11 protein-coding genes are annotated in these 12,966 nt (G+C 69.7%); 5 read left to right on the forward strand and 6 right to left on the reverse strand.

Annotation, left to right across the window (positions count from 1 at the left end; all coding sequences use genetic code 11):
• Positions 1–71: 71 nt before the first annotated feature.
• Both ACZ4N4_RS25065 and ACZ4N4_RS25070 read left to right on the forward strand, forming a co-directional pair.
• Entirely contained in the window at positions 72–671 is a 600-nt protein-coding gene (locus tag ACZ4N4_RS25065) for a TetR/AcrR family transcriptional regulator (RefSeq protein WP_467592257.1), read from the forward strand.
• A gap of 266 nt (positions 672–937) precedes the next feature.
• On the forward strand, positions 938–2,293 hold the full coding sequence (locus ACZ4N4_RS25070; protein ID WP_467592259.1) for a mycothione reductase: 1,356 nt from the start codon (positions 938–940) through the stop codon (positions 2,291–2,293).
• Positions 2,294–2,574: 281 nt separating this feature from the next.
• On the opposite strand, the gene ACZ4N4_RS25075 is transcribed toward ACZ4N4_RS25070, so the two are convergent.
• On the reverse strand, positions 2,575–3,594 hold the full coding sequence (locus ACZ4N4_RS25075) for an alcohol dehydrogenase catalytic domain-containing protein (RefSeq protein ID WP_467592261.1): 1,020 nt from the start codon (positions 3,592–3,594) through the stop codon (positions 2,575–2,577).
• A 182-nt stretch (positions 3,595–3,776) separates the two neighbouring features.
• Here ACZ4N4_RS25075 and ACZ4N4_RS25080 point away from each other — a divergent pair, with 182 nt between their 5' ends.
• A complete protein-coding gene (locus tag ACZ4N4_RS25080) occupies positions 3,777–4,349 on the forward strand; it encodes a TetR/AcrR family transcriptional regulator (RefSeq protein WP_467592263.1) in 573 nt (190 codons plus the stop codon).
• A gap of 727 nt (positions 4,350–5,076) precedes the next feature.
• On the opposite strand, the gene ACZ4N4_RS25085 is transcribed toward ACZ4N4_RS25080, so the two are convergent.
• Positions 5,077–5,553, reverse strand: a complete 477-nt coding sequence (locus ACZ4N4_RS25085; RefSeq protein ID WP_467592265.1) for a hypothetical protein — start codon at positions 5,551–5,553, stop codon at positions 5,077–5,079.
• Between the two features lie 164 nt (positions 5,554–5,717).
• On the opposite strand from ACZ4N4_RS25085, the gene ACZ4N4_RS25090 reads away from it, so the two are divergent.
• Positions 5,718–6,143, forward strand: coding sequence for an HIT family protein (locus ACZ4N4_RS25090; protein ID WP_453574394.1), 426 nt, complete (start codon positions 5,718–5,720; stop codon positions 6,141–6,143).
• A 284-nt stretch (positions 6,144–6,427) separates the two neighbouring features.
• On the opposite strand, the gene ACZ4N4_RS25095 is transcribed toward ACZ4N4_RS25090, so the two are convergent.
• The 4 genes from ACZ4N4_RS25095 to ACZ4N4_RS25110 form a co-directional block, all read right to left on the reverse strand.
• The gene (locus ACZ4N4_RS25095; protein WP_382540596.1) at positions 6,428–7,294 is read right to left on the reverse strand and encodes a carbohydrate ABC transporter permease; all 867 of its coding nucleotides are present in this window, start codon (positions 7,292–7,294) and stop codon (positions 6,428–6,430) included.
• Positions 7,295–7,305: 11 nt separating this feature from the next.
• Entirely contained in the window at positions 7,306–8,253 is a 948-nt protein-coding gene (locus ACZ4N4_RS25100) for a carbohydrate ABC transporter permease (RefSeq protein ID WP_467592267.1), read from the reverse strand.
• 12 nt (positions 8,254–8,265) lie between these two features.
• Complete coding sequence (locus ACZ4N4_RS25105) at positions 8,266–9,609, reverse strand: extracellular solute-binding protein (protein WP_467592269.1); 1,344 nt, start codon at positions 9,607–9,609, stop codon at positions 8,266–8,268.
• Between the two features lie 240 nt (positions 9,610–9,849).
• Positions 9,850–10,914 carry a LacI family DNA-binding transcriptional regulator gene (locus ACZ4N4_RS25110; protein WP_467592271.1) on the reverse strand — a complete coding sequence of 355 codons (1,065 nt, stop codon included), beginning with the start codon at positions 10,912–10,914 and terminating at the stop codon, positions 9,850–9,852.
• Between the two features lie 217 nt (positions 10,915–11,131).
• Here ACZ4N4_RS25110 and ACZ4N4_RS25115 point away from each other — a divergent pair, with 217 nt between their 5' ends.
• Entirely contained in the window at positions 11,132–12,955 is a 1,824-nt protein-coding gene (locus ACZ4N4_RS25115) for a glycoside hydrolase family 2 protein (protein WP_467592273.1), read from the forward strand.
• Positions 12,956–12,966: the final 11 nt, after the last annotated feature.

The raw sequence follows: 12,966 nt of genomic DNA on the forward strand, positions 1-12,966 counted from the left end.
AGTAAATACCTCACGAAAGACTCGATAACGGACAGCACGGAATGCTCGGCCGCGCGACCCCAGGAGCCCCCATGCCTCGCCCACCCGATCCAGCCAAGCGACGCGACCTTCTCGACCGGGTCCGCGAGTACGTCATGCGCAACGGCATCGCGGACCTGTCCCTGCGACCTCTTGCCAAGGCCCTGGGTACCAGCGACCGCATGCTCCTCTACTACTTCGGCACCAAGGAACGGATGGTCGCCGAGGCCCTCGACGTCTACGAGCGTCGACCCCTGCTGCGCACCCGCGCACTACAGGAGGCCATCGGCCCGCCCGCGAGCCCCGCCGACCTGCGCCGCTTCTTGGAGGAGGTGTGGCGACAATTCAGCGACCCCGACGTACGCGCCACATTCCCTCTCTACTTCGAGATCATGAGCGCCAGCGTGCTTCACCCCGACCGCTACGGGCACGTCATGCGCGACATCGTCACCGAATGGACCCTCCTGTACACCTCCGTATTCCGTGACCTCGGCATGACCGAAGAGCGGGCGCGCACACAGGCCACCCTCCTGACCGACGCCTCCCTCGGCCTGCTGATCGCCCCGCTGGCCGACGGCCACTGGGACCGGGCCCACAAAGCCTTCCACGCCCTCCTCGACAGCCTGGAACCCGGATGGCAGACCACGGCGTGACGCCTCTCCGCAGGCGCACTCCGCCCCGGGTCGCGGGATCTGGCGCGCGATCGTGCGCATCACCTACGGCGGCAAGGCCGACCAGCGCACCATCGGCGTACCGGCGGGACGGGACGGTGTCCTGACGCGCCGGCCGCGGGCCGGAGCGCCCTCACGTCCGGCAGTGGTGGAAAGCGGCGCATGCGGACAGAATTGTGATCAGCAGGACCGCACGTTCACAGCCATGCGGCGCGAGGCCGGTGTCCCGCCCACGGAAGGTGGAAGACATGCGGCACTACGATCTCGTCATCCTGGGGGCAGGCAGCGGCAACATGCTGCTGTCCGAGGAATTCGATCGCCTGCGGACCGCCATCGTCGAACCGGACCGTTTCGGCGGCACGTGTCTGAACCGGGGGTGCATACCGAGCAAGATGTTCGTCGTCGCCGCGGACGCCGCCGAGGGCGCGCGGGCGGCACGGCGCCTCGGCGTCCACGCGAGCGTCGCGCACGTCGACTGGAAGTCCGTCCGGGACCGCGTGTTCGACCGCATCGATCCGCTGCACGAGAGTGCGGTGGAGTACCGCAGAGGCCAGGGCGTCGACGTCTTCACCGAGGCGGCCCGCTTCGTCGCCCCGAAGGTGCTGGAGGTCGGGACGGAGCGGATCACCGCCGAGACGTTCGTCGTCGCGGTCGGGTCGAGGCCGGTGGTGCCGGACATCCCCGGCCTCGACACCGTCGCCTTCCACACCTCGGACACGATCATGCGGATCGACGCCCTGCCCGCGTCCATGCTGGTGCTCGGCGGCGGCTTCATCGCGGCCGAGTTCGGCCACGTCTTCGCTTCGTTCGGCGTGGACGTCACGATCGTGCAGCGCGGGCCACGCCTGCTCATGGCGGAGGACGAGCAGGTGTCGCAGCGCTTCACCGAGCTCGCCTCACAGCGGCACCGTGTGCTGCTCGGCGCCGAGATCACCTCGGTCGCACCGAAGGGGGACGGTGTGGCGGCGGTGGTGGCGGGTCCGGACGGTGAGCACGCCGTCGGGGCCGACATGCTGCTGGTGTGCGTCGGCCGCAGGCCCAACACCGACCGGCTGCGGGCCGTCGACGGCGGGCTGGAGCTGGACGAACACGGTCACATCGTCACCGACGACGCCTACCGCACGTCCGTGCCCGGGGTGTGGGCACTCGGCGACGCCGTGAACCACTTCCAGCTCAAGCACGTGGCGAACGCCGAGTCGCGGGTGGTGCGGCACAACATCCTCCATCCGCAGGACGTGCGGACGCTGCCGAACAGGGTGGCGCCGCACGCGGTGTTCACCAGTCCGCAGATCGCCAGCGTCGGTCTCACGGAACAGGAGGCGCGGCGGCGCGGCATCGACCGCCTGGTGAGCGTTCGCGACTACGCCCAGACCGCCTACGGGTGGGCCCTGGAGGACACCACCAGTTTCGTCAAACTCCTCGCGAGTCCGGCCGATCGCATGCTCCTGGGCGCGCACATCATCGGGCCCCAGGCCGCGACGCTCATCCAGCCCCTGATCCAGGCCATGTCCCTGGGACTGACGGTGGACCGGATCGGGCACGACGTCCTGTACATCCACCCGGCTCTGACGGAGGCCGTCGAGCAGGCGCTGCTGGACCTGTAGTCGGCCCAGGCGGACGGGAGGCAGCGAGGGAGCACCGTCCGGAGCGGACGCCCACCCCGGCGGACGCGTGCCCGGCAACGGACCCGGTGCCGAGACCCACCGTCACCACGGTCGCGCCCCGAGAACCGCACGGCACGCGACCTGTACCTGCGGGACCCGCGCGGCCCCCGGCATGGCGTGGCCGGCGGCCTCGGCCATCGCTCGCGAGGCCGGACCGCCGTGACCGTACGGCCCCCGCGCGAGGGATGAGCCGGGTCCGGCGGCGACGGCGAGGACGACGATCAGGCGGCGACGTCGAGGACGACGCGGAACCGCGCCTTGCCGGAGAGCATCCGCTCGTAGGCGTCCATGGCCCGCTCGAAGGGCATCGTCTCGATGGCGGGGCGGATGCCGTGGGCCAGGGTGAAGCCGAGGTTGTCCTCGTTCTCGATCGACGAGCCGGTCAGGCTGCCGACGATGCTCCGGGTACCGAAGATCAGGTCGGCGGTGGACACCGACAGCGGGTCGGGCGCGGCACCCACGACGACGAGCTTCCCACCGGGGGCCAGACCGCGCAGCAGCGGGTTCATGGACGCGCCGCTCGACGCCGTGGCGACGACGAGCGAGGCGCCGCCCAGGTCGGCCAGCGCCGCGCCGGGGTCGGTCTCCGAGCTGTCGATGTACTCGTGAGCGCCCAGCTCACGGGCGAGCGGCTCCTTGTCCTTGCCGCGAGCGACGGCGACGACCCGGTATCCGAGGCTGCGCGCGTACTGCAGGGCGAGGTGTCCCAAGCCGCCGATGCCCTGCACGGCCACCAGGCTGCCCGCCCGGACGGAGTCCTGCTGGAGCGCCGAGAAGGTGGTCAGTCCGGCGCACAGCAGCGGGGCGGCCTCGGCCGCGGACATGCCGTCGGGGATGCGGACCAGTCCGCTGGCACGCGCGTAGGTCACCTCGGCGTAGCCGCCGTCGATGTTCGTGCCGGTCTGCCCCTGGTCGAGGCAGTTGACGAAGTCGCCCCGGCGGCACGGCTCGCACTCCCCGCAGTGTCCGTTCAGGAAGCCGACCCCGACGCGGTCGCCGGGATGCCAGGCGGTGACGCCGGGCCCGACGGCGTCGATCACGCCGACGATCTCGTGGCCGGGCACGATCGGACTCGACGGGTCGGCACGCATGCCCTCCACGGCGAGGACGTCGGTGTGGCAGACGCCGCAGGTCTGCACCCGGAGCCGGACGTGTCCGGGCGCCGGGTCGATCAGCTCGCGCTCGACCAGCCGGAGGTTGTGGACTCCGGTGGCCTCGAAGGCTCGGTAGGTGGTGGACATGGAGGGCTCCTTGGTACCGCCCGGCCGGCACGGGCCGGCGGGGCTCGGTGTGGCGATGTCACTTTCAATATGACCAGTCGTCTTAGACGGCGTCAAGCCCGGCCGGACAAGCGCACGGGCCCCGTGACCCCGGCTTGACAGCGACTAAGACGACCGGACATATTGAGGGGGAGGTGAGCAGAATGGCACGCGCATCGAAGCGCGAGGAGATCGCGCAGGCGGCACTGGAGCAGTTCCGCACCCGGGGCTTCAACGCCACCGGCATCAGCGACATCACCTCGGCCGCCGGCGCCCCGAAGGGTTCTTTCTACAACCACTTCGCGAGCAAAGAGGACTGCGCCCTGGAGGCGCTCGACCGCTATGCCGCCGGTCTGCGCTTCGACATGCTCGACACGGCCGGGCGTCCTCCGCTGGAACGGCTCCGGACGCACTTCGAGTTCATGGGCTCGGACACGATGGACAGCGGCTTCGTCCGCGGATGCCTGGTCGGCAATTTCGGCGCCGAGGTGGCCGACCACTCCGACGAGATCCGCTCGGCGGTCCAGCGCGGCTTCCAGCAGTGGGCCTCGCACATCGAGCGCGTGCTTGCCGAGGCTCAGCAATCGGGCGAGGTCAGCGCCTCGCTCGACGTGTCGGCGACCGCGCTCTTCGTCCTCAGCGCCTGGGAAGGTGCCCTGATCGCGGCCCGCGCCGACAAGTCCTCCTCCCCCATCGACGCGTTCTTCCACATGGTGTTCGACGTCGTGCTGCGCTGAGCCTGCCCGTCATCGTCACGGCTGCTCCGGCGGGGCGCTACTCGTCGTCGCCGTCTCGCCGTCCGCCTACGACCGTGGGCGACTACTCCAGATGACGCTGCGCTGCTCGCATGCGAAGTCGGATCCGACGGGGTCTTCTCCGCCGCGCTCAGCAGTAACGCTTCGGCACAGCACAAACCCTGATCCGCTCCTGGATCGAAGGACGACAGGCAGATGGATCTCTCTGCCGGACGGGCTGATTCCGGAGAATCCGAGAATCTCCTCGGTCTCGGCCATGCTCGCGGAGCAGAGCTCGATCGACTTGTAGTGCTGGACCAACTGCATGGCACTCACACCTTCGAAACGCAGGTCCAGGCATGCGGTATCCACGCTGTCGGGAACGGCCCGAAGGAGCAGTTGAGAATGTCCGACCCCATAACGCCAGACCCTGAAGGTCCGATCGGATTTGAACATGACGACGGAACTCGCGCCGTTCTTCGAACTCGTGCCGTTATGCGAAGGGGTTGGCATCTACCTTTACCTCCCTCAAGCCAGGTGTCCCATCCCACACCTGCGGAGACTGACCCATTTTGCAGAGCTCCCGGTTCGTCAGTATTTCGAAGCCGCTCGAATCGACCGTCCTCGCCGCACCGACAGGTCCGTCGAGGGCCGATGAGGAGCTGACACAGATGGGACATCCCGTCCCGGGGACGGCAACGTCGTTTCCCATGCCCCGCTTTGAGACGGGCTACCCCGATGACCAGGGAACGCTCCTCTGGATGACGGCCGGGCGGACATCGACAAGATCGAAGCCGTCCTCGCGGCGCAGGAGGTGTTGGACCTGGCCCAGGCCGGAGTCGCGGACGAACCCGACCCACCCTTGTGTGGTCGCGTGTCGAAGAAGCCACCCGACGACGTCCATCGTCACCCCGAAATCGTCCTCGTGGACGCAGGTCCGGACCGTCAGGGCCCACGGTTCGCTGCCGTCCGTGTTCGGCCTGTCCACGGCACGGACCAGCAGGGAGACATCGGCCCCGTCGAACGAGTGGCTCGCCGAGCCACCGGCGAAGGCCTGCCAGGGACCGCCCCATGACTCCCAGTCGGTCGACTTCAACTCTGTCGGCACGTCCCCCTGCCCGAGGAGCCACCTCAGTTCCAGAAGTACCGGCTCGGGCAGGTCCGGCGGCAGGTCCACCGCCAGGAACAGGTCGTGGTAGTCACTCACACCAGGGACCCTAGCCCCAGCCGGTGACAGCGCCTCGCGGGCCTGGCGGACCCCGCGCGGAGCCCGGTGCAGTCAGAACTCGGGCTCTGGCTCAGCTTCTGTGGCGCCGCGAGCCAGGGGTGCCCCTCAATCGCGAGCCGGCGGCTTGTGGCAGGGTCGTCCGCATGTCGTGCCCCTTCTGCCGGCTCATCCGCGACGACAGTGCGCAATGGGTAGCCCGTGGCCCGTCCGCCTGCGCGTTCACCCCGCTCGGCCCTCTCGCTCCAGGGCACACCCTGGTGGTACCGACGGCTCACTACGCCGACGTCTTCGACACGCCCACCGAGGTACTGGCCGAGACGGTCGAGCTGGTCCAGCGTCTGGCAAGGGCCATGCGCTCGGGTTTGAACGCGACGGGGGTGAACGTCCTCAACGCGAGTGGACCGGGCTCGGAACAGTCGGTACCCCACCTGCACTTCCACGTCGTTCCGCGATGGCCCGGCGACTCCATCTCCACCTGGCCGACCGGGCAGTCGCAGCATCGATTCGACGGCGACCCGGCCGCGCGGCTCGCCGACGCGCTGACCGCCGGCAAGCAGCACGGAAGCTGAGCCGGAACCGCTGGACCTGAACGAAGCCAGCCCGTGGAAGGCGTGCGCCGCCGACGCCGTGACGACGTCGTCCGAGCGGTGCGGCGGATCGGTTCCCGGCACGGCTTCCCGCTCCCGCCCCGGCTTGCGTCCCGCCGTTGACCGCGCCGCCGCAAGGACGCCGCGTCGATGTGTCCCACGAACCGGCCGCGCTCCCGGCCTCGAACTCCGCTGCGACGGTGCCGTCTTCCGCTCCGGTCTCCCGGCGCGGAACGTGGCACCGCCGCAGCGGCGGGACGGGTGTGTCACTTGATGCCGGTCGTGGCGATCCCCTGGACGATCTGGCGCTGGAAGACCAGGAAGACCGCGATGAGCGGGATGAACCCGAGGACCGAGGAAGCCATGACCTCGGCGTACTGGGGGCTGCTGGGGTCCACCAGTGAGGCGAGTCCCACGGGGATGGTCTGCGACTTGGTCTGGCTGAGGACCAGCAGCGGCCACAGGAAGGAGTTCCAGGAGCTGATGAAGGTGAGAATCGCGACCGTGGACACCGCCGGGCGGCAGATCGGCATGCAGACGTTGGCGTAGACGCGCCACCAGCTCGCCCCGTCGATCCGGGCCGCCTCGATCAGCGCCGTGGGGATGCCACGGAAGAAGGAGTGGAAGACGAACACCGAGATCGGTGCCGCGACCGACGGCAGGACCAGGGCCCAGAACGTGCCGAGCAGATGGAACGACCGGTACTCGATGAACTGGGGCAGGACCAGCGCCTCGGTCGGCAGCATCAGGCCGGCGGTGGCCACGGCCATGACCACGCCCCGGCCGCGGAAGCGCAGGAAGGCCAGCGCGAATCCGGCCATGGAGCAGAAGGCCACCGTGAAGATCACGGCGAGTACCGAGATCACCAGGCTGTTCAGATACCAGGCGCCGATCGGATGGTTGTCCCAGGACGTCGAGTACGCGTCCAGCGACCAGCCTCCGGAGAAGATCGACGTGGGGCTCTGGGTGATGGAGGCGTCGTCGCGCAGCGAGGTGATCAGCGCCCAGACGAAGGGCACCAGCCAGATCAGGGCGAACAGGGTCAGGCACACGGCGCAGAGCCGATTGAAGAGCTTGGCGCCGTTGACGGCACCCTTCGCTTCGGCGGGCTGCGGCTGGGTGATGGTGGTCATGGGTCCTCCGCTCAGGCCGCGCTGCTGGTCGCGCGACGGCGCCGCAGCCCGTACCAGGCCGCCGAGATCGCGACGATGATGACGAAATACACCATGGTGGCGGCCGCGCCGTAGCCACCCCGGTAGGCCGTGAAGCCGGTGTCGTAGATGTACTCGATGACCGGCCGGGTGGACTGGTTGGGTCCGCCGCCGAGCAGCTGGTAGATCTGGTCGAACACCTTCAGCGAGGCGAGGATCTGCAGGATCAGCACCAGGCTGGTGGTGCGGCCGAGCAGCGGCACCGTGATGTGGCGGATCTGCTGCCAGGGGCTCGCGCCGTCGATGGCCGCCGCCTCGTACACGTCCGCGGGGACGTCCTGGATCGCGGCGGTGAAGAGGACGAAGTTGAAGCCGAACGTCCACCACACGGTCATCAGGACGACGGCTGTCCAGCCGCCCGAGGTGCTGCCGATGAAGTCCGGCACCGGCAGTCCGACGGCTCCGAATGCCTTCGGTATGAGGCCGATCTGCGGGGTGTACATCCAGAGGAAGACCAGGGTGACCACGGAGGACGGCACGACGTAGGGCAGGAAGAAGGCGATGCGGTAGAAGAGCCGGCCGCGGCGCATGCGCGAGGCCAGGACGGCGACGCCCAGCGCGAGGATGACCAGCGGGGGTGTGGTCAGCAGGGTGAAGAGGACCGAGTGCCACATGCTCTCCCAGAAGAGGGAGTCGCCGAGGACCTCGCGGTAGTTGGAGAGGCCGACGAAGTCACCGAGGCCGCTCTTGACGGTGGTGGTGTTGAAGAGGCTCAGCACCACGCCGACGAGGAGGGGGCCGACCAGGAAGAGCAGGTAGACGATGAGGAAGGGGGCGGTGAGGAGCCGACCCGCCCGGCGTTCGGCCGGGGTGGGCCGGTCGGCGGTGAGGTCCGCGGGGGCCGCGGCGGGTGCCGGTCGCGTCGAGACGACGGTCGTCATGGTGACTGCCTCCTACTTCATCGTGACCGGCGGTCGGGACGTGGTGTACCGCTTCAGAGCGGAGCGCATCGAGGCCGCCATGCCCGTGGGCGAGATGCGCCCGGCGAGGGCCTCGATGACCGTGCCACCGATCACGCCCTGGAAGTCCGAGCCGGCGCCGGTGTACCAGGCGACCGGGTCGTACCGGGCGTTGAAGGCGGCCTGGACGTAGTTGCGCTGCGGCGACTGGCCGAGGAACGCCTTGCTCTGCTGCGTGGGCAGCCAGGCGGGGATGTGCCCGCCCTCGGCCCACACCGCGCTGCTGTCGAGGAGGCTCTTGACGAACTTCGACGCGTTGCGGGTGCGGGTCTCGTCACCGCGGTCGTTGCGCGGCAGGATCAGCGCGTGCGAGTCGGCGTACGCCACCGGCTTGGAGCCGAGCAGCGCCGGGAACGGCACCACGTTGAACTTCAGGTTCTTGACCGCGCGGTACGACGGGATCTGCCATTCGCCGTCGAAGAGGAAGCCGGACTTGCCCGTGCTGAAGAGGGCGTTGGCGCCGGCGCCGGTGAGGTTCTTCGGCATCAGGCCGGGGCCGGTCAGGCTCTGCATGAAGGCGACCGTCTCCTGCATCGCCTCGTCGTCGATGGCGATCTTCGTGCCGGAGTCGGTGACGATCGGGCCGGCGAGGCCGGAGTAGACCATGCTGAAGAAGCGCCAGGCGGTGGACGGGTCGGCCGTGATGGACATGACCGCGCCGAACTTGGCGCCGCCCGCGTTCTTCATCGCCTTCACCGCGTCGAGGAAGTCCGCCTTGCCCTTGAGGGGCACGAGGCCGTCGCCGGCGGAGTTCAGCAGGCCCGCCTTGCGGGCGATGTCGACGTTGTAATAGAGGACGAAGGGGTGCGTATCCAGGGGAATCGCGTACACCGTGCCGTCCACGGTGGCGTTGTTCCAGGCCGCCGGGGTGAACTTGTCCTCGGTGACACCCAGCTCCCCGAGGGGGGTCCGCTCGATCGGCTGCAGCAGGCCGGAGGCGGCCAGCAGCGGAAGCCGCGACAGGTGGGTGATGCCGACGTCCGGCGGTGTGCCGCTCGCGGTGGCCAGTGCCAGCTTCGTGTAGTACGGATTGCCCCAGCCCAGGATGGTCGCCTCGACCGTCGTTCCCGGGTTGGCCTTCTGGAACGCCTTCTCCATCAGCACCATGTTGGCGCCGTCACCGCCGGTGAAGAGGTTCCAGAAGATGACATCCGCCGTGTTCGGCTGCGAACCCGTCAGGCCGGACGCGAGCGGGGAGGAGCACGCCGCGAGCCCTCCGGTCAGGGCAAGGCCACCACCGAGGGCCAGCAACCGTCGGCGCGCCATCGCTCCGCTCATGGGGGTATTCACCTCGTTAAATCGATGTGAACTCGATGGCGCAGACCCTCGCATAGGTTTTGCAACGATGCAATAGATCGTTCGGAAGAAGCTTCCGGGTCGCCGCCGCGCCCCACCGACCCCGTTCCCTTGAATCCACCGTGTCCGACATGCCGGATCCCACCCTGCACCTGTCGGTCCGTCGTCCACCGCGACGGGGTTCACACACCGACAGATGTCACAGCGTGCGCCTGGCCCCGGTCACTCCTGGGCGGGCTCGCGACGCGAGGACTCCCGCACGACCAGCCGGTAAGGCGTGGCCTCCTGGGGAGCCGCCACCGCCGCTCCCACCTGCGCGTCCTTGCCCGGCTCGGTCTCCTCGGGCTCCGCGGGAGGCTGCATCTGGGCCTCCAGCAGGGCCAGCGAACGCTCGGCGATGGCGTCGAGGTCGGGGGCGATGGAGGTGAGCGGCGGGTGGGTGTAGGCCGACTCCTGGATGGCGTCGATGCCGACGACGGCGACCTCCTCGGGCACCCGCACCCCGGAGGCGTCCAGGGCCCGCAGCGCGCCGACGGCGAGCGCGTCATTGAAGGCGAAGATGGCGTCGGGCAGCGGACCGTCGCCCTCCAGCAGGTCCCGCACGGCCGCGTAGCCCTGCTCCCTGGTCCAGTCCTCGACCGGTACGACCAGCCAGTTCACCCGCCGCACCCGGGCCGCCGACATCGCCTGCTCATACCCCTCGGTACGCTGGCGACCGTTCTCGCTGCCGTTGCGGCCGAGCGCGACGATCCAGCGGCAGCCCTGCTCCAACAGGTGCTCGACCGCGGTGCGCGCGGCCGCCACGTTGTCGATGCCGACCCGCGGGAACTGGTCGCCGACGCTGTGCTCACCCAGCATGACCAGCGGGAAGTCCGGCCTCTTGGCGGCGATGTCGCTGGCCGGCAGGGTCAGGGCGCTCAGCAGCACCCCGTCGGCGACATTGGTCAGGCCGCCCTCGATGATCCGCCGCTCCACCTCGCGGTCGCCCGCCGTCGACTCGACGAGCACCGTGATGTCGCGCCGGCCCGCGGCCCGGATGACGGCCTGGGCCAGCTCGGCGAAGTAGGGCTCGGCGAGGAAGGGCACCGCGAGGGCGATGAAGCCGGTGCGGCCCGAGCGCAGGCCGCGGGCCAGGTAGTCCATGCGGTAGCCCAGTTCGTCGAGCGAGCGCTGCACCTTGGCGCGGGTCTCGGGGCTCACGTGCGAGTAGCCGCTGACCACGTTCGACACCGTCCGCACCGACACCCCGGCGTGCTCGGCCACGTCCCGCATCCGCACTCTGGCCACTGGGGCCTCCTTCCCGTCGCGCCGGCACTCTCAGGGCCTGCCGGGTGGCCCGGGTCGGACGCCCGGCAGGCTCTCAGAGTCTGCCGCACCGGGGTCCGTCTCAGCCTCGCATCCCATCAGATCCTTGCATCGATGCAAACGATCACTCATGATGGCAGGGCTTCGAGTCGTAGAAACGCCTATGCCGGGAATTCCGGAAAAGGCAGGAGGAGGGTCCGTGAGCGCGATCGAGCAGGATGGGACGTATCCGAGGCCGATCCTGCAGCGGGAGCGGTGGCACAGCCTCGACGGCGTCTGGGACTTCGGGTACGACGACGCCGGCCAGGGCGAGCGCGACGCATGGTTCTCCCAGGAGCCGGCCGACGCGTTCGACCGGGAGATCACCGTGCCCTTCCCGCCGGAGGCCCCCGCCTCCGGCATCGGCGAGATCGCGCCGCACGCGGTGGTCTGGTACCGCCGCCGCATACCCCACGAGGTCCTCGCCGTCAGCGGCGGCGACCGGGCCCTGGTGCACTTCGGCGCGGTCGACCACCGCGCCAGGGTCTGGCTCGACGGCCGCCTGGTCGCCGAGCACGTGGGCGGTCAGACGCCCTTCACCGCCGACGTCACCGACGCCCTGCGCCCCGGCACCGCCGAGCACGTCCTCGTCGTCCGCGCCGAGGACCACCCGGCCGACCTGGCACAGCCGCGCGGCAAGCAGGACTGGCAGGACCGGCCGCACGCGGTCTGGTACGAGCGGACCACCGGCATCTGGCAGACCGTGTGGACCGAGACCGTCTCCGCTCAGCACGTCACCGACCTGGCCTGGATCCCCGACCCGACGCGCGGTGTCGAGGCCGAGATCACCCTCGCCTCGGTGCCCGCCGCCCCGGTCAGCGTCGAGATCGTCCTCAGCCACGACGGCGAGGTGCTCGCCGAGTCCACCACCGCCGTCCGCACCCCGCGCAGCCGCATCGACCTCGTCGTGGCCGCCCTGCGCAACGGCATCGACCGCGAGGATCTGCTGTGGAGCCCCGAGCGGCCCACGCTGATCGACGCGCGGGTGACCGTCCGCGACACCGCCACCTCCCAGGTGCTCGACACCGTCGCCAGCTACGTCGGCCTGCGCAGCGCCGGCGTCGGCCGGGGCGCCTTCCTGCTCAACAACCGCCCCTACTACGTGCGTTCGGTCCTCAACCAGGGCTACCGCCCCGACACCCTGATCGCGAACTCCGGCACCGGAGAACTGCGCCGCGAGGTCGAGCTGATCAAGGCGATGGGGTTCAACGCGGTCCGTATCCACCAGAAGGCCGAGGACCCCCGCTTCCTGTACTGGGCCGACCGGCTCGGCCTGCTGGTGTGGGGCGAGACCGGGGCCGCGTACGAGTACGGCACCGAGGCCGTGGAGCTGCTCACCCGTGAGTGGCTGGACATGGTGCGGCGTGACCGCAGCCACCCCTCGATCGTCACCTGGGTGCCGGTCAACGAGAGCTGGGGCTGCTCCGACGTCGCCAACGACCCGGCGCAGCAGGCCTACACGGTCGCGCTCGCGAACCTGACCCGCGCCCTGGACCCGACCCGCCCGGTCATGTCCAACGAGGGCTGGGAGCACACCGACAGCGACATCATGGGTGTGCACGACTACTCCTCCGACCCCGAGCTGCTCACCCGCCGCTACGGCGACGTCGCCGGGTTCGAAGCGCTGCTGGCCTCGCCGGGCCCGGCCGGGCGGACCCTCTCCCTCGACGCACGGCAGACGGAGCGCTACCGCGCCGGTGAAGTCCCTCTGATGGTCACGGAGTTCGGCGGTCTTTCCGTGGGCGCCGAGGAGGACGAGTTCTCCTACACGCGGACCAGCTCGGACACGCAGTACGCCGCCCTGCTCGGCGAGATCTTCGGGGTACTGCACACGAGCCCGATCGTCGCGGGCTTCTGCTACACGCAGTTCATGGACACCGCCCAGGAGACCAACGGCCTCCTCTACACGGACGGTTCGCCGAAGCTGCCGCTGGAGACGATCCGCCGTATCGTCACCGGCACCGAGGCCGCCCCCGAGGAGTAGCCCTGGTCCCC

Source organism: Streptomyces sp. NPDC026538 (genome assembly GCF_055567535.1).